The 18969-nt window shown below is 57.7% G+C and carries 20 protein-coding genes; 11 read left to right on the plus strand and 9 right to left on the minus strand.

From position 1 onward, the window contains the following. Positions 1-47 precede the first annotated feature (47 nt). On the plus strand, positions 48-536 hold the full coding sequence (locus ACR0ER_RS13710) for an FxsA family protein (RefSeq protein WP_480769422.1): 489 nt from the start codon (positions 48-50) through the stop codon (positions 534-536). Between the two features lie 64 nt (positions 537-600). Then, positions 601-1098, plus strand: coding sequence for a protein-export chaperone SecB (secB, locus tag ACR0ER_RS13715; protein ID WP_170334318.1), 498 nt, complete (start codon positions 601-603; stop codon positions 1096-1098). A gap of 27 nt (positions 1099-1125) precedes the next feature. Here the strand turns inward: secB and dnaQ are convergent, their stop codons facing one another. From dnaQ to ACR0ER_RS13735, 4 genes are read right to left on the minus strand one after another with little or no spacing between them, the layout of a single operon-like run. After that, on the minus strand, positions 1126-1848 hold the full coding sequence (gene dnaQ / locus ACR0ER_RS13720; protein WP_480769423.1) for a DNA polymerase III subunit epsilon: 723 nt from the start codon (positions 1846-1848) through the stop codon (positions 1126-1128). Continuing rightward, complete coding sequence (gene coaE, locus ACR0ER_RS13725; protein ID WP_480769424.1) at positions 1841-2434, minus strand: dephospho-CoA kinase; 594 nt, start codon at positions 2432-2434, stop codon at positions 1841-1843. Before coaE ends, dnaQ begins: the two co-directional genes overlap by 8 nt. Beyond that, positions 2431-3264, minus strand: coding sequence for a shikimate dehydrogenase (locus tag ACR0ER_RS13730; protein ID WP_480769425.1), 834 nt, complete (start codon positions 3262-3264; stop codon positions 2431-2433). Before ACR0ER_RS13730 ends, coaE begins: the two co-directional genes overlap by 4 nt. Then, complete coding sequence (locus tag ACR0ER_RS13735) at positions 3261-3860, minus strand: Maf family protein (RefSeq protein WP_480769426.1); 600 nt, start codon at positions 3858-3860, stop codon at positions 3261-3263. Before ACR0ER_RS13735 ends, ACR0ER_RS13730 begins: the two co-directional genes overlap by 4 nt. Positions 3861-4264: 404 nt before the next feature. Between ACR0ER_RS13735 and ACR0ER_RS13740 the strand changes: the two genes are divergently transcribed. The 7 genes from ACR0ER_RS13740 to ACR0ER_RS13770 all read left to right on the plus strand — a co-directional run bounded on the left by ACR0ER_RS13740 (position 4265) and on the right by ACR0ER_RS13770 (position 11627). Beyond that, positions 4265-4714 (plus strand): CopD family protein, encoded by a 450-nt coding sequence (locus ACR0ER_RS13740; RefSeq protein ID WP_480769427.1) that lies wholly within the window; start codon positions 4265-4267, stop codon positions 4712-4714. Positions 4715-4836: 122 nt separating this feature from the next. After that, positions 4837-6108 carry a transcription termination factor Rho gene (gene rho, locus ACR0ER_RS13745; RefSeq protein WP_170334306.1) on the plus strand — a complete coding sequence of 424 codons (1272 nt, stop codon included), beginning with the start codon at positions 4837-4839 and terminating at the stop codon, positions 6106-6108. A gap of 30 nt (positions 6109-6138) precedes the next feature. Beyond that, on the plus strand, positions 6139-7425 hold the full coding sequence (mnmE, locus tag ACR0ER_RS13750; protein WP_480769428.1) for a tRNA uridine-5-carboxymethylaminomethyl(34) synthesis GTPase MnmE: 1287 nt from the start codon (positions 6139-6141) through the stop codon (positions 7423-7425). Between the two features lie 12 nt (positions 7426-7437). Next, a complete protein-coding gene (gene mnmG / locus ACR0ER_RS13755) occupies positions 7438-9306 on the plus strand; it encodes a tRNA uridine-5-carboxymethylaminomethyl(34) synthesis enzyme MnmG (RefSeq protein WP_480769429.1) in 1869 nt (622 codons plus the stop codon). Then, positions 9303-9917 (plus strand): 16S rRNA (guanine(527)-N(7))-methyltransferase RsmG, encoded by a 615-nt coding sequence (gene rsmG / locus ACR0ER_RS13760; protein WP_480769430.1) that lies wholly within the window; start codon positions 9303-9305, stop codon positions 9915-9917. Before mnmG ends, rsmG begins: the two co-directional genes overlap by 4 nt. Continuing rightward, positions 9910-10713, plus strand: coding sequence for a ParA family protein (locus tag ACR0ER_RS13765; protein ID WP_480769431.1), 804 nt, complete (start codon positions 9910-9912; stop codon positions 10711-10713). Before rsmG ends, ACR0ER_RS13765 begins: the two co-directional genes overlap by 8 nt. Before the next feature lie 20 nt (positions 10714-10733). Beyond that, the gene (locus ACR0ER_RS13770) at positions 10734-11627 is read left to right on the plus strand and encodes a ParB/RepB/Spo0J family partition protein (protein ID WP_480769432.1); all 894 of its coding nucleotides are present in this window, start codon (positions 10734-10736) and stop codon (positions 11625-11627) included. Here ACR0ER_RS13770 and ACR0ER_RS13775 read toward each other — a convergent pair. The 4 genes from ACR0ER_RS13775 to rph are packed head-to-tail and all read right to left on the minus strand — an operon-like array spanning position 11617 to position 14442. Then, complete coding sequence (locus ACR0ER_RS13775) at positions 11617-11970, minus strand: YbaN family protein (RefSeq protein WP_480769433.1); 354 nt, start codon at positions 11968-11970, stop codon at positions 11617-11619. The two genes, ACR0ER_RS13770 and ACR0ER_RS13775, sit on opposite strands and share 11 nt — an antisense overlap. A gap of 3 nt (positions 11971-11973) precedes the next feature. Next, complete coding sequence (gene hemW, locus ACR0ER_RS13780) at positions 11974-13128, minus strand: radical SAM family heme chaperone HemW (protein WP_480769434.1); 1155 nt, start codon at positions 13126-13128, stop codon at positions 11974-11976. Continuing rightward, positions 13118-13732, minus strand: coding sequence for an RdgB/HAM1 family non-canonical purine NTP pyrophosphatase (rdgB, locus tag ACR0ER_RS13785; RefSeq protein ID WP_480769435.1), 615 nt, complete (start codon positions 13730-13732; stop codon positions 13118-13120). Before rdgB ends, hemW begins: the two co-directional genes overlap by 11 nt. Then, positions 13729-14442, minus strand: coding sequence for a ribonuclease PH (gene rph / locus ACR0ER_RS13790; RefSeq protein WP_480769436.1), 714 nt, complete (start codon positions 14440-14442; stop codon positions 13729-13731). Before rph ends, rdgB begins: the two co-directional genes overlap by 4 nt. Before the next feature lie 112 nt (positions 14443-14554). Here rph and hrcA point away from each other — a divergent pair, with 112 nt between their 5' ends. Continuing rightward, entirely contained in the window at positions 14555-15619 is a 1065-nt protein-coding gene (gene hrcA, locus ACR0ER_RS13795; protein WP_480769437.1) for a heat-inducible transcriptional repressor HrcA, read from the plus strand. A gap of 10 nt (positions 15620-15629) precedes the next feature. After that, complete coding sequence (locus tag ACR0ER_RS13800; RefSeq protein WP_170334283.1) at positions 15630-16193, plus strand: nucleotide exchange factor GrpE; 564 nt, start codon at positions 15630-15632, stop codon at positions 16191-16193. 31 nt (positions 16194-16224) lie between these two features. Here ACR0ER_RS13800 and mutS read toward each other — a convergent pair whose 3' ends face one another. Then, complete coding sequence (gene mutS, locus ACR0ER_RS13805) at positions 16225-18840, minus strand: DNA mismatch repair protein MutS (protein WP_480769511.1); 2616 nt, start codon at positions 18838-18840, stop codon at positions 16225-16227. Positions 18841-18969: the final 129 nt, after the last annotated feature.

Consider the following 18969-nt stretch of genomic DNA (forward strand, 5'->3'; position numbering starts at 1 on the left):
AGTTCGTGGCAAGTCCACCGCCCGGCCTAAGGTAAAGGATAACGCAAATGTATCTGTTCTTGGCATTTTTGTTGGTCCCGATCATTGAGATTGCCCTGTTCATTCAGGTTGGCGGTCTGATCGGCCTGTGGCCAACCCTTGCAATTGTGGTTCTCACGGCCGTTCTGGGCACTGCATTGGTCAGGACACAAGGTCGCATGGCGCTGGCCAATCTGCAGCGATCCTTTGCCGAACTGGACGATCCGACCGAGCCTTTGGCCCATGGTGCTATGATCCTGCTGTCCGGTGTTTTGCTGCTGACGCCTGGGTTTTTCACCGATGCGGTCGGCTTTGCGTTGCTGATCCCAAGCATTCGGGTGGCGGTGTTCCGCTATCTGAAGTCAAGAGTGACTATCACACAGTTCCAGATGGGTACCGGGGCGCAGTTCCGGTCCGGACCAGCACCGTTTGACGATGACGTGATCGACGGCGAATTTACCGAGGTCCGGCCGCGTCAGGACCCGTCAAAGCCATCCAAATGGGTCGAAGGCCCGTGACCTGCATTGAGGTGCCGCGCCCAACTTGTTAAGCAGAAGCGAATTTCATTTTCGGAGTAGATCCATGGCTGACGAAAGCCCTGCAGAAAACACCGCGGCGCAGGCTGCACCGCAAATTCAGATGCGCGTTCTGGGACAATTCATTCGCGACCTGTCCTTTGAAAACGTGATGGCGCAAAAAGGCGTGTCCGGTGACGTTCAGCCCGAGATCGCAGTTCAGGTAAACCTGGATGCGAAAAAGCGTTCGACCGAGCATCAGTACGAAGTGGCGATCAAGCTGAACCTCAAGTCGAAAGCCAAAGGCATGGAGGACGTTCTGTTCCTGTGCGAGATCGACTATTGCGGCCTGTTCCACATCGAAGGCGTAGCCGACGACCAGCTGCACCCGTTCCTGATGATCGAATGCCCGCGGATGCTGTTCCCGTTCCTGCGCCGTATCGTCAGCGACATCACCCGCGACGGTGGCTATCCGCCGGTGAATCTGGACAATATCGATTTTGTCGGTCTGTACCGCAACGAATTGATGCGTCGTCAGGCCGAAGCACAGAAAGCCGAAGCTTAATCTGTACGACCCGCGCCGGGATTGGTCTCAGGCGCGGGTCCACAGGGCGTTTTCGCCCAGTTTTTCCACAAATTCCTCATGCGCCGCGCGTTCTGCGTCAGTGATCTTTGACGCCAGTGGTGTCGGGCGCGCCGTTGGTCGCCAATCATCCAGACCACCTGCGCCCGATGACGCGGATGTCGATAATCCGAAGTCCGGCTGCCGCCCGCCGATCAGTTCCAGATAAACCTCGGCCAGAATCTCCGAGTCGAGCAACGCCCCGTGCAGCACCCGGTTGGTATTGTCGATATTGAACCGACGGCACAGCGCATCCAGCGACGCGGGCGAGCCGGGGAACCGTTTGCGCGCAATCGCCAGCGTATCCAGCGCCTGATCCATCGGAATCTGCGGCAGACCCAACCATCTGAGTTCCGCGTTCAGGAATTTCATGTCGAAGGACGCGTTGTGGATGACCAGCTTCGAATCCTGGATGAAATCAAGAAAGCCTTGACCCACCTTGGCGAAGACAGGCTTGTCTTTCAGCGTCACCTCACCCTTTTCAGGCGGGCGCGGGGTTTCCAGCAGGTCGGGGCCGATGCCATGCACGCCAAACGCCTCTTCAGGCATCGAGCGTTCGGGGTTGATATAGACGTGATAGGTCTCACCGGTGGCCACGTGGTTCCACAGCTCGACCGCACCGATTTCAACGATCCGGTCGCCGCTTTCGGGGTCAAACCCCGTGGTTTCGGTATCGAGTACAATCTCACGCATCTGCCATCCCCCCCCGTATCTGCCTGACAACATCCTGCACCTGCGCGCGGGCGTGGTCCAGCGTATCCGTCACGATCACATAATCCGACCGTGCGCATTTTTCGTCATTCGGCATCTGCTTGGCGCGGATCTGTTCGAACTGCGCCTCAGTCATGGTGCCGCGCTCCATCACGCGGCGCTTTTGTTCATCGGCAGGTATCGAAACACAGGCAACGGCATCCATCGCCGCGTCGCCGCCGGTCTCAAAAAGCAAAGGGATGTCGAACACCAGAATATCCGCCTTGGTCTGCTCGCGGAATGCGGCCCGGTCGGTGGCCACCAGCGGGTGCACGATGGCTTCGATCTGTTTCAACGCAGTTGGGTCCTGCGCGATGATCTGCTTCAGGGCATCGCGGCTGACGGTACCCTCAACAATCGCATCCGGAAAGGCTGCCTGCATGGGCTCAACGGCGGCTCCTTCCCTTGAATAGAGTCTATGTACGGCCGCATCCGCATCCCACAGCGCGCAGCCTTCATCGACGAAGATCTGCGCCGTGGTGCTTTTGCCCATCCCGATTGAGCCCGTCAGGCCAAGCGCGAAACTCATCGCAAAACCGCCGCGCGAAGATCATCGGTCACCTCGGGGCGGACACCAAACCAGCTTTCGAATCCAGGCACTGCCTGATGCAGCAACATGCCCAAGCCGTCGACGGTGGTGCAGCCAGCCTCTTCCGCCGCTTGCAACAAGTGCGTCTTCAACGGGGCATAGACCAGATCGGTGACCACTGCACCGGGCTGCAACCCATCCAGCGGAACCCGCAATTCCGGCTGCCCCAACATCCCCAGGGATGTCGTATTGACCACCAGTTCGGCGTTTTCGATGACATTGCCGGCCTGCAGCCAATCTACCACACTTATGCGATCTCCGAATTCCTCCTGCAACTGGTCTGCACGGGTGCGGGTACGGTTGGTCAGCATGATCTGGGGCACACCCGCCTCCAGCAAGCTCTGCAGCACCGCCCGCGCCGCGCCGCCTGCGCCAAACACCACCGCCGGGCCGTCCGAGGGCGTCCAATCCGGTGCACCGCTGCGCAGGTTCTCAAGGAACCCATAGCCGTCGGTGTTGTCCGCGTGGATCGAACCGTCCTCCTGAAACACAAGCGTATTCGCGGCACCGATGACCGAGGCCCGATCAGACACGTGATCGGCAATGCGCAGCGCGGCCTCTTTGTGGGGAACGGTCACATTGGTGCCGACGAACCCGGCTTTGGGCAGGGTGCGCAGGACGGTCTCAAAATCAACGGGTGCCACATCCATCGGGACGTAATGCCCGGCCAAACCATATTTCTTCAGCCAATGGCCATGCAGTTGCGGCGATCTGGAATGCGCAATCGGGTGCCCGATCACCCCGGCCAATGGAATACGGTTATGCGTCATTGATCGATCACCCCTTTGACGGCCAGAAAATTGAGCAGTTCCAACAGGGGCATACCCAAGACATTAAAATAGTCGCCGTCAATGGTGGCGAACAGGCGGACACCTTCCTCTTCCAGCTTATAGGCGCCCACCGCGTGGCGGATACTGTCCCAGTTGCGGTCGATATAGTCGCGTAGGTAAGCGCCCGAGCTCATCCGCATCCGCAGTCGCACTTGTCCAACGTGGCGCCAGATCGGCTCACCATCCTGATAGATCACCGCAGCCGACAACAGCATGTGCCGCTTCCCCCGCATCGCCTTGAGCTGCGCCAGAGCGTCCTCGGGCGTTTCGGGTTTGGACAACAGCTGCCCGTCAAAGTCCAGCACCTGATCGCAACCCAGAACCATCGCCCCGGGGTTTTTGTCACTGACCTTGCGGGCCTTAATCTCGGCCAGTGCGTCGGCGACGTCGCGGGGCGGGGCGCCTTCGGCCAGCAGCGCGCGTTTCATGGTATCCTCGTCCACACGGGCAACCTGAACGGAAAACGGCACGCCTGCGTTTTCCAGCAGCCGCGCGCGAATGGATGAGCCTGAGGCCAAAATGATGGGGACAGACATGTGGACAACCCCGTGTGCAAGTAGTTGAGCGTTCTGGGACGGTTTGTATGGTTTTCCGATTGACACGCAACCCCGGGAATTTCGCGCAAAACTTCCCTGAGTCGCTCGAACGCTGTCCATCCGGGACAAGGATAAGTCGGATAGGGGGGATAAGCGGGAGCTCCACAGATACTCCACGATTTATCCCCAGACAGTTTGCAGGACGTTTTCTCTAAATATATGAAATTATATTATTATTTTTGAAACTCACAGAATCATTCCCCTGAACCGAAAAACTTTCCACCTGGGGAAAACACATGTGTAAAAAAGTAATCCACGGATTTTGTTCACCCTACAAAACCATCTTCCTTTTTCTTTTCATATTTTTTTATTAGGGAGAGTTCCGAGCAACGCCCGGAGCCAGAATGACCGATCTTCTTTTCACGATTTACCCGTGGGTGAAGTCTTTACACATCATGGCCGTGATCTCATGGATGGCCGGGTTGTTCTATCTGCCCAGACTATTCGTCTATCACGTAGAAAAGGCGCAGGCGGTCGACGGAGCAGAAACCATTTTCTTTGAAATGGAAGACAAGCTGCTGCGTGTGATCATGCGCCCTGCGATGATCGTGGCGTGGGTTTGCGGGCTGATCATGGTGTTCACACCGGGCATCGTTGGCTGGGATTGGTCCTGGCCTTGGGTTAAGGGCGCAGCGGTGCTTGGGATGACCTGGTTCCATCATTGGCTGATGGCACGGCGCAAAGATTTCGCAGAGGGCCGAAACAAGCTCACTGGGCGGCAGTATCGTATGATGAACGAGGTTCCGACCATTCTGATGGTTGCCATCGTTCTAGCGGTCATTCTAAAGTTCTGACGGCCTGTTTGACTCCGACGACTGCCGCGCTTATGTAGGGATCAACACGCCCGTCCGGGCGGCGTATTTTCCGTACTGAAATTCCACTTCGTGCCGCGCAGTAAGCGGTGAAGGTATGTATCATGTCCACTGAATCCCTGAATCTGGCCGACCTGAAAGCCAAAAGCCCCAAAGACCTTCTGGCGATGGCCGAAGAGCTGGAGATCGAAAACGCCTCGACCATGCGCAAAGGCGAGATGATGTTCCAGATCCTGCGCGAACGCGCGGATGAAGGCTGGACTGTCGGCGGCGATGGTGTGCTTGAAGTGCTGCAGGATGGTTTCGGCTTCTTGCGCTCGCCCGAGGCAAACTATCTGCCGGGTCCGGATGACATCTATGTCTCGCCCGATATGATCCGTCAGCACTCGCTGCGGACCGGTGACACGGTTGAAGGTGAGATCAAAGCCCCTGATGACAATGAACGCTATTTTGCGCTGACCAATGTCACCAAGATCAACTTTGAAAATCCCGAAAAAGCCAAGCACAAGATCCTGTTCGACAACCTGACGCCTCTGTACCCGGACGAGCGTCTGAAGATGGAGATCGAAGATCCTACCATCAAGGACAAGTCGGCCCGTGTGATCGACCTGGTGGCCCCAATCGGGAAAGGCCAGCGTTCGCTGATCGTGGCGCCGCCGCGGACCGGTAAGACGGTGATCCTGCAGAACATCGCGCATTCGATCGAACAGAACCACCCCGAATGCTATCTGATCGTGCTGCTGATCGACGAACGCCCGGAAGAGGTGACCGACATGCAGCGCTCGGTGAAGGGTGAGGTTGTGTCCTCGACCTTCGACGAACCGGCAACGCGCCACGTGGCCGTCTCGGAAATGGTCATAGAAAAAGCAAAGCGTCTGGTCGAACATAAACGAGATGTTGTTATTCTTCTCGATTCGATCACAAGACTTGGTAGGGCGTTTAACACCGTGGTGCCATCCTCGGGTAAAGTTCTGACAGGTGGTGTGGACGCGAACGCCCTGCAGCGGCCCAAGCGGTTCTTTGGTGCGGCGCGGAATATCGAAGAGGGTGGTTCGCTGACCATCATCGCCACCGCGCTGATTGATACCGGCAGCCGGATGGACGAAGTGATCTTTGAAGAATTCAAAGGTACCGGTAACTCGGAAATCGTTCTGGATCGCAAGATCGCCGACAAGCGCGTGTTCCCGGCCATCGACATCCTCAAGTCCGGTACGCGGAAAGAGGATCTGCTGGTCGACAAGGGCGATCTGGCCAAGACCTTTGTCCTGCGCCGCATCCTCAACCCGATGGGCACCACCGATGCGATCGAATTCCTGTTGTCGAAGTTGAAGCAGACCAAGACAAACGGCGAGTTCTTCGATTCGATGAACACCTGACACAGGTCTTAACTGACGCGAGGCCTTCGAATGGATACGATATTCGCCTTGGCCAGCGCACAGGGCAAAGCAGGGGTGGCGGTGATCCGCCTCTCTGGCCCTTTAGCGCATTCTGCTGCGACTGGCCTGACCGGCGACCCGCTGCCGCCCCGCGGTATGCGGGTTCGATCCTTGTATGCGGATGACGGTTCGCGACTGGATGACGGGTTGATCTTGACCTTCCAGGGGCCGGCCAGCTTCACCGGAGAAGACGTGGCCGAGCTGCAAATTCACGGCAGCACCGCTTCAGTCAACGCAGTGATGCGTTGCCTGTCGGATACAGACGGGCTGCGCCTGGCAGAACCCGGTGAGTTCACGCGCCGCGCGTTGGAAAACGGAAAGATGGACCTGACCCAGGTCGAAGGTCTGGCCGACCTGATCGACGCGGAAACCGAAGCGCAGCGGAAACAGGCGCAGACCATTCTGGCCGGGGAACTGGGTGGATTGGCCGAACGCTGGCGCCGTGATCTGATCCGAGCGGCGTCACTGTTGGAAGCCGTCATCGATTTTGCCGACGAAGAAGTGCCAACGGACGTCACACTAGAAGTGCAGACACTGGTGACCGGTGTCATGCAGGACCTGCAACGTGAGGCGGATGGCGTCAAGATTGCCGAACGCATTCGGACCGGATTTGAAGTGGCAATTGTCGGCCTGCCAAATGCGGGCAAGTCGACCTTGCTGAACGCATTGGCGGGGCGCGAGGCCGCGATCACCTCGGAATATGCAGGCACGACCCGCGATGTGATCGAGGTTCGGATGGATCTGGCCGGGTTGCCGGTGACGCTGCTGGATACGGCCGGTCTGCGCGAGACCGAGGATCACGTCGAAAATCTTGGGATCGAACTGGCCCGCAAACGCGCGGAATCCGCTGATTTACGGGTGTTCTTGACCGAAGATTCGTCAGAGCTTGGCGTTCAGATGCTGGACGGTGATATTCAGATGCTGCCGAAATCTGATCTCCGTAAGGATGGTAGCGGTGGGATTTCCGGGAAGACGGGGCAGGGGATTGATCAGCTGATCTCCCATATATCGTATGTTTTAGGTAATCGATCTACCAGTCATGGTATTGCAACTCGCGAACGGCATCGTGTCGCGTTGATTGATGCCCGGACGGCATTGGGTGCAGCGATGGCGGTTCTGGAATCAGGGCCAGACCTGTATGATATCGCTGCTGAAGAACTACGCACGGCGATCCGTGCCTTGGAAACACTGGTTGGCAGGATCGGGGTCGAAGACCTGTTGGATGAGATATTCTCCAGCTTCTGCTTGGGTAAGTAAGGAGTGTTTCACGTGAAACATTCAAAGTTCGATGTGATTGTTGTTGGCGCGGGTCATGCCGGAACCGAAGCCGCGCATGCTGCCGCACGGATGGGGGTAGAGACGGCTCTGGTCACTCTGTCCGCCTCTGATATCGGTGTGATGTCCTGTAACCCGGCCATCGGAGGTTTGGGAAAAGGGCATTTGGTGCGCGAGATTGATGCGCTGGACGGCGTCATGGGGCGGGTTGCGGATCAGGCTGGCATTCAGTTCCGTTTGCTGAATCGCCGAAAAGGACCGGCGGTGCAGGGTCCCAGAACCCAAGCTGACCGCGCGTTGTACCGGGCCGCGATGCAAAAGGAGACGCAGGCGCAGGATCATTTGACTGTCGTGGTTGGAGAGGTCGTCGACTTTTTGATGGACGGTCCTAAGGTGGTCGGAATCAAGTTAGCAGACGATACAGAAATCCACGCTAGTGCCGTTATCCTGACTTCGGGAACTTTCCTACGAGGCATTATCCACATCGGTGATGTGTCCAGCCCGGGGGGGCGGATGGGGGATCGGCCCTCGGTCAAACTGGCGGAACGCTTGGATAGTCTTAATCTGCCAATGGGGCGCCTGAAAACAGGGACACCACCAAGGCTGGACGGTCGGACAATCGACTGGTCCGATCTTGAACGTCAGGACGGAGACGACGATCCTACGTTGTTTTCCTTCCTCTCAACGTCCGTTGTCGCCCCCCAGATTTCCTGCGGAATCACGCATACAAACGCACGCACCCATGAGATCATCAAAAAGAACCTGTCTCGATCCGCCATGTATGGGGGGCATATCGATGGGGTGGGGCCGAGATACTGTCCTTCGATCGAAGACAAGATCATTCGATTTGCGGAAAAGGATTCTCACCAGATTTTCCTGGAGCCGGAAGGGGTTAATGATCACACGATCTATCCGAACGGGATTTCGACCTCTTTGCCTCAGGACGTACAACAGGATTATGTGCGTTCAATCAAGGGCCTGGAGAAAGCCGAAATCCTACAACCTGGCTACGCGATTGAATATGACTTCGTAGATCCCCGCGTTCTGACATCGTCTCTGTCTTTGCCAGATGCACCGGGTCTATATCTAGCGGGCCAGATCAACGGCACCACAGGATATGAGGAAGCGGCCGCCCAAGGCTTGGTGGCCGGACTGAATGCCGCCTTGGCCGTTTTGGGACGCGATCCCATTCATTTCACCCGGGCCGATAGCTACATCGGCGTGATGATCGACGATCTGACCACACGAGGTGTGGCGGAACCGTACCGTATGTTCACCTCTCGTGCGGAATTCCGGCTGTCCTTGCGGGCTGACAATGCCGATCAACGACTGACATCGATAGGCATCGACCTTGGGTGTGTCGGAGAGGAGCGCCAGAGTCGTTTCGGCGAAAAGATGGACAAACTTACCGACGCCAAGTCCAAGTTGACCGATCGAACATATACGCCGAAAGAGGTGCGAGCTGTCGGAATCAACGTCAATCAGGACGGAAATCGCCGGGATGGCATGGCGTTGTTGGCGTTTCCCGACGTTTCTTTTGATGATCTGGTTCCTCTTGTCCCGGAGTTGGAAGAGGTCGAAGTAAACATCCGCCTTCAGGTCGAGAGGGATGCGCTGTACGCAAACTACATTGCGCGCCAGAAAAAGGATGTCGAAGCGATGAAACGCGATGAATCCTATGAAATACCACGGGATTTTGACTACTCCGCGTTGGAAGGCCTGTCATCCGAGATGAAACAGAAGCTGTCACAGGCCCGACCGGTAAACATTGCTCAGGCCGGGCGCGTCGAAGGGGTGACACCAGCCGCACTTACATTGCTGTTGGCCAAACTTAGGCGTGAACAAAAGGTACGCAAGGCATGAGCCCCGAGATCTTTGATGGTTTGAGTGTTTCACGTGAAACATTCGAGCGGCTCGAGACCTATGTAGATCTGGTGAAACGCTGGAATCCAAAGATCAATCTGGTATCCCGCAACAGTTTAAACGACATCTGGACGCGGCATATTCTGGATTCCGTACAAGTTTACCGTTGTGCAGATGGTTTCAAAACCTGGGCGGACTTGGGCAGCGGTGGCGGATTCCCTGGTATGGTCTGCGCGATCATGGCCATAGAGGAAGCACCAGATGCCAAATTCACTTTCGTGGAAAGCGATCAGCGCAAATCGGCCTTCCTGCGCAGTGCGGCACGGGAATGCGGCGCCAATTGTGCTGTCATTTCAAAGCGAATCGAAACTGTGGTGCCGCTGCAGGCAGAGGTGTTGTCTGCGCGGGCGCTTGCCGATCTGAAGGCATTATTGTCATTTTCTGACAGACATTTAGGAAAAACCGGTATTGCTTTGTTGCCGAAAGGTGCAAGCTGGAAAAAAGAGCTGGAAGCTGCACGCGAGGAATGGAATTTCGAGTGCGAGCCGATTACAAGTTTAACTGAACCCCAAGCTGTTATCCTAAGGATCAAAGGAGTATCGCGTGGTTGATCTGTCTCGTCCCTCAGGGCCCCGGATAATTGCGGTTGCCAATCAAAAGGGTGGGGTGGGAAAAACGACGACGGCGATCAATCTGGCCGCAGGTCTGGCTGAAGCAGGATGCAGAGTTCTGGTTGTTGACCTCGATCCACAGGGTAATGCGTCAACCGGCCTTGGCGTTGAAGACCGGGACTGGACGACCTACGATTTGATCCTTGATGACGCTCCGCTTGATGCGGTTGTGCAAGAGACCGAAATCGAAGGTCTGTTTGTGATCCCCGCGACCGTTGATCTGAGTTCGGCTGATATTGAACTGATTTCCAACGAAAAGCGAAGCTATCTATTGCATGACGCATTGCGTCAGACGCCAATTGACAAGTTTGAGCTGGATTTTGTGCTCATTGACTGCCCGCCATCTTTGAATCTACTGACCGTAAACGCCATGGTTGCGGCCCATTCCGTTCTGGTTCCGTTGCAAAGCGAGTTCTTTGCGTTGGAGGGCTTATCGCAATTGATGCTGACGATACGAGAGGTCCGTCAAACCGCGAATCCGGACCTCAGAATCGAAGGTGTTGTGTTAACAATGTATGACAACCGCAACAACTTGTCCCGTCAGGTTGAAAAAGACGCGCGTGACAATCTGGGTGAGATGGTATTTAAAACCAAGATACCCAGAAATGTGCGGGTCAGCGAGGCGCCGTCTTACGCTTTGCCGGTTCTGCAATATGACTCGGGGTCGTTGGGGGCGATGGCATATCGGCATCTGGCGCGCGAAGTCATTCATAAGAATAAGAAAGCCGCCGCCTGAGCGGCAGTGAGGAGGGCTCAGTGGCCGTCAAGAAATCAAAACCCAGAGGTTTGGGCCGCGGATTGTCGGCTCTGATGGCAGATGTAACGCAAGAAACTGAAGGATTGGTCCCGTCTGAACCCCGCCGACCAGACATGAAAGTCCCGATCGAAAAGCTTCGCGCCAATCCGAACCAGCCGCGGCGAACGTTTTCGCCGGATCAGCTGGATGAGCTTGCGGCTTCGGTCAAAGAAAAAGGTATCATTCAGCCGTTGATCGTGCGGGAAATCAACGGCAGCGAATATGAAATCGTGGCAGGTGAGCGCCGCTGGCGCGCCGCCCAAATGGCGCAGCTGCACGATATTCCGGTCATTGTCCGTGATTTTGACGATACCGAAGTGCTGGAAGTCGCGATTATCGAGAACATTCAGCGCGCTGACCTGAATGCCGTCGAAGAAGCTGCGGGTTACAAGCAACTGATGGACCGGTTTGGGCATACGCAGGAAAAATTGGCAGAAGCGCTGGGTAAAAGCCGCAGTCACATCGCGAACCTGCTGCGATTGCTGTCGCTGCCACTGGATGTGCAGACGCTTGTGATCCAAGGCAAGCTGTCTGCAGGCCATGCGCGGGCATTGATTACGGCGGAAAACCCGTCCGAGTTGGCGAAAATTGTTGTGAGGGACGGGCTGTCGGTGCGTGCGACCGAGGCGCTGGTGAAGAAACAAAACGGTGATCCGGCCAAAGCTGCTCCGCGCTCCAGAAACCTGGACGCGGGCAAGGATGCTGATACGCGTGCGCTTGAGAAGGATCTTTCCGCGATTCTGGCGATGAAGGTTTCGATCAATCACAAGGCCGGAACCGAAACCGGACAGGTTGTTCTGACTTATGAAAACTTGGATCAGCTGGACGATCTTTGCGCCAAGCTCAGCCGTTAGGACGGGTCCAGATAAAGATCATCACCGCGCTCAGCACCACGGCCTGAATGATCAGGACGTGTGAGGGCAGAGCCAGCAGAAGTGACAGCCCAAAGACGGCGGCGATCGAAACGGTGGCCGCCTTTTTTGCCCCTGGACGAATGGCGCCAGAGCTTTGCCAGTCCACGATCAGCGGTCCGAATGAGCGGTGCGTGATCAGCCAATTATGCAGGCGCGAGGAGGAGCGGGCAAAAAAGAACGCCGCCAAAAGCAGAAACGGCACCGTTGGCAACAGGGGCAGAACAACGCCCACCATCGCAAGCCCGACGCAGATCAAACCCAGAATGGCCCAGATATATTGCATCATCTATCCCAACAATTCCCGGATCACCGCATTCAGTACCGCGCGCCCGTCTTTGGTGGCGATCAGCCGCCCGCTTGTCTGCTCTACCATGCCAAGTTCGACCAGATCAGCCAGCTTGTTCTGCGGCAAAGGTTGCTCGGACAAGGCGTTAAACCTATCCATATTTAGCCCTTCGGCAATCCTTAAACCCATCATAAGGTATTCGTTTGCCTGATCTTGCGATGAAAGCGCGGCACGCTCTTTTTCTCCGGATCCGTTTTCAACAGCCTTCAGCCAGGCATTCGGAGACAGGTAGGTTTCCGTCGCCAGTTTCCGACCGTTCAGCGTGATACGACCATGCGCCCCGGGTCCGATACCGACATAATCGCCATAGCGCCAATAGATCAGGTTGTGCTGCGACTCCGCGCCGGGACGGGCGTGGTTTGAAACTTCATAGGCGGGCAGGCCGTGCGCTTCAGAAATCTCTTGCGTGGCCAGATACATGTCGGCGGCGCTGTCATCCTCGGGCAGGCCCCGCAGTTTTCCGATGGCGTAGCGATCACCGAATGCGGTGCCTTCCTCGATGGTCAGTTGGTACAGCGACAGGTGATCGACGGCCATCGACAGCGCCTCGGTCAGTTCCGCGCGCCAGCTATCCAATGTCTGATGTTGGCGGGCGTAGATCAGGTCGAAACTGACCCGGTCAAAACAATTGCGGGCGATGTCAAAGGCGGTGCGAGCCTCGGCCACGGAGTGAATGCGGCCGAGACGGCGCAGGTCTTCATCATTCAGGGCTTGCACGCCCATCGAGATACGGTTCACGCCAGCGTCGCGATAAGCGGCAAAACGGCCAGCCTCAACCGAGCCCGGATTGGCTTCGAGCGTGATTTCCATGTCATTGGCCGGGCGCCAGAGGGCGCGGGCCTCGTCGATCACGGCGGCGACGGTGTCGGGCTCCATCAGGGACGGGGTGCCGCCGCCAAAGAAGATCGTATTTAACACCCGGTCGGGTGTTTCGGCGGCCGAACGGCGAAGTTCACTTAGATAAGAGTTAAGCCATTGTTTTTGATCAATATTATGTGAAACATGGCTGTTGAAATCGCAATAGGGGCATTTGGCCTCGCAAAAAGGCCAATGCACATACAGGCCAAAGCCCCCGTTGCGCCAATCATCCGCCAAAACAGCCTTTCACGAACATCTCCACCGCGCGGCCGCGATGGCTGATCTTGTTCTTTTCCCAGCGATCCATTTCGGCAAAGGTAATGTCGTATCCGTTGGGGACAAACATCGGGTCATACCCAAACCCGCCTTCGCCCCGGATCGGCCAGACAAGATGGCCGGGTGCGATGCCTTCGAACACCTCGTCATGCCCGTCGGGCCAGGCCAAAACCAGCGTGCTGCGGAACTGTGCAGTGCGGGGATGGGCGGCGTTTTTCGCCTCAAGTTCATTATGCGCGCGGGTCATCGCCATCAGGAAATCGCGGCCATTGTCGGTTTCGGCCCAATCTGCGGTGTAGACGCCGGGCGCGCCGTCCAGCGCGTCGATGGTGATGCCGGAATCGTCCGACAGGGCAGGTAGGCCGGTCGCCTTGGCCGCCGCATGAGCCTTGATCCGGGCGTTGCCGACGAAAGTGTCCTCGGTCTCTTCCGGTTCGGGAAGGTTCATCTCTGCGGCACCAACAACTGTCACGCCAAAGGGTTCGAGGAGATGCGCCATCTCCTCAAGCTTGCCCTTGTTATGCGTGGCCACCAGCAGCCTGTCGCTGTCGAACTTACGGGTCATACGGTGGCGGCCTTTTGCGCGGCGGCCAGTTCACCAACACCTTTTTCGGCCAGATCCATCAGCTGATCCATCTGGGCGCGGCTGAAGACGGAACCTTCTGCGCTCATTTGCACTTCGATCAACTTGCCGGAGCCGGTCATGATAAAGTTACCATCGACGCCCGCTTCACTGTCTTCGGGATAGTCGAGGTCCAGCACCGGCTGACCGGCGTAGATACCGCATGACACGGCAGCGACCGGGTCGACCAAGGGGTCTGAGATCACGTCACCCGCTTTCATCAGCTTGTTGACCGCCAGACGCAGCGCAACCCAGCCGCCGGTGATCGAGGCGCAGCGCGTGCCGCCATCGGCCTGGATCACGTCACAATCGACGGTGATTTGACGTTCACCCAGCGCAACCCGATCCACACCAGCGCGAAGGGCGCGGCCGATCAGGCGTTGGATTTCCACGGTTCGGCCGCCTTGCTTGCCGCTGGCGGCCTCGCGCCGCATCCGGGTGTTGGTGGCGCGTGGCAGCATGCCGTATTCGGCGGTGACCCAGCCCAGGCCTGAGCCTTTGATGAACGGCGGCACGCGATCCTCGATCGTGGCAGTGCACAGCACGTGGGTGTCGCCCATTTTGATCAGGCAGGAACCTTCGGCATGTTTGGTAAAGCCCGTTTCGATTGAAACAGCGCGCATTTCGTTTAGATCACGTCCTGAGGGTCGCATGGAAATTCCTTTGTTTGCTGGCTTGGGGATAACGCCCCGCGGCGTTACGATGCAACCCCGATTGATCTTTCATTTGCCTGCGTTTTAATGACGACCCAGTAGGGGACCGCCGATGAGCGAAGCAAGTAAAATTCTGAACGAGATGAATGACCGGTCACGCGAGGTGTTCCGGTTGATCGTTGAGAGTTATCTGGACAGCGGTGAGCCCGTTGGCAGCCGCACCCTGACGCGCACCCTGTCAGAGAAAGTTAGCGCCGCGACCGTGCGCAATGTGATGCAGGACTTGGAGTTTCTGGGCCTGCTCGACAGCCCTCATGTCAGTGCCGGGCGGATTCCGACGCAGCAGGGGTTGCGGATGTTTGTCGACGGGCTGCTTGAGGTCGGTGACCTGGGCGCGGATGACAGACAGAAACTGGATGAGACATTAGGCTCTAATGCGGGCGACGTGGGCGGAATGCTGGACCGGGTGGGGTCGGCATTGTCACACGTGACACATGGGGCGTCTCTGGTTTTGACGCCCAAGCATGAATCCGAGATCAAACATATCGAGTTTGTCTCGTTAGCGCATGACCGCGCTTTGGTGGTTCTGGTGTTCGCCGATGGTCATGTCGAAAACCGACTGTTCACACCGCCCCCTGGGCAGACGCCCAGTTCGATGCGTGAGGCGGCAAATTTCCTGAATGCGCTGATCGAAGGGCGCACGCTGGGCGAAGTGCGCCGTCAGATGCAGACCCAGATCGACGCGCGCAAGCAAGAGATCGACGTGCTGGCGCGTGCTATGGTTGAAAGCGGTATGGCTGCCTGGGACGGGGACGGCGGCGACTCGGCCCGTCTGATCGTGCGTGGGCGGGCGAATCTGCTGAATGAACCCGGTCAGGAAGAGGAACTGGACCGTATCCGAAGCCTGTTTGACGATCTTGAACGCAAGCGCGACATCGCCGAATTCCTTGAATTGACCGAAGAAGGAGAGGGTGTGCGCATTTTTATCGGTTCTGAGAACAAACTTTTCTCACTTTCGGGTTCCTCTTTGGTGGTGTCTCCATATATGAACTCTGATCGAAAGATAATTGGTGCGGTCGGGGTCATCGGACCCACGCGTCTGAATTATGGACGGATCGTGCCGATCGTGGATTATACGGCGCAACTGGTCGGAAAGCTGATATCCGACCGGAGCTAGAGGGTAAGAGATGGCAGAGCCCAAGAACGAAGAATTTCTGGACGATATCATGGCCGCTGAAGCGGAAGAACTGGCCGAGGAATTTGCTGAAATCAGCGACGAAGCGCTGGAACTGGATGAGTTGCGCGCCGAGCGCGATGACTACAAAGACAAGTTCATGCGCGCGCTGGCAGATGCCGAGAACGCACGCAAACGCGGTGACAAGGCGCGTCGCGATGCGGAAAACTATGGTGGGTCGAAACTGGCCCGCGACATGCTGCCCGTTTACGACAATATGAAGCGCGCGCTCGAGGCAGCGACCGATGAGCAAAAAGAGGTTGCTGCCGGCCTGCTGGAAGGGGTCGAACTGACCATGCGCGCGCTTAAGGACGTGTTCCAAAAGCACGGGATTCAGGTCATCACACCCGAAGTCGGCGATCGGTTTGATCCGAACATTCACGAGGCGATGTTCGAAGCGCCTGTCCCGGGCACCCGTGCCGGTGACATCATTCAGGTCTCGGCCGAAGGCTTCATGCTGCACGACCGCCTGCTGCGCCCGGCGCAGGTTGGCGTATCTTCGACGCCTGCAAGCTAAGTAGCTTTACAACTGAGAAGTGTTGAGGCGGTCAGGTTCTGGCCGCCTCTTTCAGTTTGTAGATCAGATCCAATGCCTCGCGCGGGGTCAACTCGTCCGGCAGGATGTCATCCAGCATATCCGTGACAGGTGAGGCTTTGGGCGCCGGAGGTGGTGGTGGAGGGGCAGCCGAGAACAGCGGCAGGTCGTCGGTCAGGGCCTTCTGCTTGCCGCCTTCGCGTTCGGTTTTCTCCAGTTGATCCAAAACCACGCGGGCACGTTCAACGACCGAAGCGGGCAGTCCAGCCAGCTGCGCGACCTGTACACCATAGGACCGGTCCGCGGCGCCTTTGTGGACCTCGTGCAGGAAGATCACCTCGCCTTCCCACTCCTTGACGGCAACTGTGGCGTTGTCGACGCCCTCCAGATTTCCGGCCAGCGCGGTCAATTCGTGGTAGTGGGTGGCGAACAACGCGCGGCATTTGTTGGCGGCGTGAAGGTGTTCAAGCGTGGCCCAGGCGATTGAGAGGCCATCATAGGTGGCCGTACCCCGCCCGATTTCGTCCAGAATGACCAGCGCGCGGTCGTCGGCCTGATTTAGGATGGCGGCGGTTTCAACCATTTCGACCATGAAGGTCGAGCGGCCCCGGGCCAGATCGTCAGAGGCGCCGACGCGGCTGAACAACTGACTGACCACGCCGACATGGGCCTGTTCTGCGGGAACGTAGCTGCCCATCTGCGCCAGCAGCGCGATCAGCGCGTTCTGGCGCAGAAAGGTCGATTTACCAGCCATGTTGGGACCGGTGAGCAGCCAGATCGCGGCGCCTTGATCCGCGCTCAGATCGCAGTCATTGGCGATGAAGGCATCGCCATTTTGTTGACGCAGCGCATGCTCCACGACCGGATGACGGCCTCCCTGAACATCGAAAGCGCGAGACGTATCGACTTGCGGTCGGCACCAGTTTTCTCCGCGTGCCAGATCAGCCAGCGCCGTGGTCAAATCCAGCTCGGCCAGCCCTCGGGCGGCTTGGTTCAGGCGAGCGGCGAGGGTTAAAATATCGTCAGAAAGCCTTTGGTAGAGCCGCTTTTCGATCTCAAGTGCCAGATTCCCCGCGTTCAAGATACGGGTCTCGATCTCGGAGAGTTCCACAGTCGTAAACCTAACCTGATTGGCGGTGGTCTGGCGGTGGATATAGGTCTCAGAGAGGGGCGGGTTCAGCATCTTCTCGGCATGAGTGGCCGTCGTTTCGATGAAATAGCCCAGCACGTTGTTGTGCTTGATCTTCAACGAGGTGATGCCGGTGTGCTCTGCGTATTTCTGCTGAAACCCGGCGATGACCGAGCGGCCTTCGTCGCGCAGTGTGCGCGCTTCGTCCAGTTCTGTATCGAAGCCGGGGGCGATAAAACCGCCATCGCGCGCCAGAAGGGGCGGTTCGGCGACAAGCGCTTCGTCCAGCAGGTTCAGCAGATCATCAAAGCCGACAAGGTTCTGCAGGGCGGTCGCCAGCAGAACCGGCAGATCCTGACCTTCGCAAATCCCGGCAATGGCAGCGGCTTGGGTGAGCACGTTGCGGATGGCGGCCAGATCACGAGGGCCGCCGCGGTCCAGCGACAGGCGAGACAAGGCGCGGTCCAGATCGGGTGTTTTGCGCAGCGCTTCACGTAGGTCCGAGGCGGTCAGGCTGTCCTCGGCGGCAAAACTCACCGCGTCCAGCCGCGCATGGATCACGTCAAGATTGCGGGACGGGCTGGATAGCCGTTGTTCCAACAACCGCGCACCGCCCGGTGTCACGGTCCGGTCGACCACCGACAGCAACGAACCGGCGCGGCCGCCGGACAGGGACCTGGTCAGTTCCAGATTGCGTCTCGTGGCGGCGTCGATCTGCACCACGCGATCCTCGGATTCCTTCAAAGGCGTTTGCAGCAGGGGCAGTTTGCCCTTCTGCGTGATCTCAAGATAGTCGATCAACGCGCCCATTGCCGAAACCTCGGCGCGACCAAACGACCCAAACGCGTCCAGCGCGCCCACGTGAAACAAACCGCAGATGCGTTTTTCCGCTGCTGTGCTGTCGAAACTGGCGCGTCCAATAGGTGTCAGCGAAATCCCCAGATCGCGCACTGGTTCACCCAGCTTGTCCTGCACCCCATCGGCCACGATCAACTCGGACGGGGCCAGCCGTGCCAGTTCAGGGCTGAGGCGGACCGAGGTCAAAGGCATCACGTGAAACGCACCGGTTGAGATATCGGCCCAGGCCAGCGCGGCCTCATCCCGAACTTCGGCATAGGCGGCCAGAAAGTTGTGTCGGCGGGCTTCCAATAGCGCGTCTTCGGTCAGCGTGCCGGGCGTCACCAGACGCACCACATCGCGCCGAACCACCGATTTAGAGCCTCTTTTTTTCGCCTCTGCCGGGCTTTCCATCTGCTCGCATACGGCGACGCGAAACCCTTTCCGGATCAGCGTCAGCAAATAGCCCTCGGCCGAATGCACCGGTACGCCGCACATCGGGATATCCTCGCCATTGTGCTTGCCGCGCTTGGTCAGGGCGATGTCCAGCGCCTCGGCCGCGTTGACCGCGTCCTTGAAGAACATCTCGTAGAAATCGCCCATGCGGTAAAACAGCAGGGCGTCCGCGTGGGCCTCTTTGATCTCGAGATATTGCGCCATCATCGGCGTGACTGTGGACAAGAGCGGCCCCCTTCTGGCGTATTCCGGGCGCGACCTTACAAACCCGGCCTCTGCTGTGAAAGGTGAAAACGTATTGTCGTTGAGGCGCGCCCCGGCCTGCGCTATGACGCA

It is taken from the genome of Ruegeria sp. CH8 (assembly GCF_056536985.1).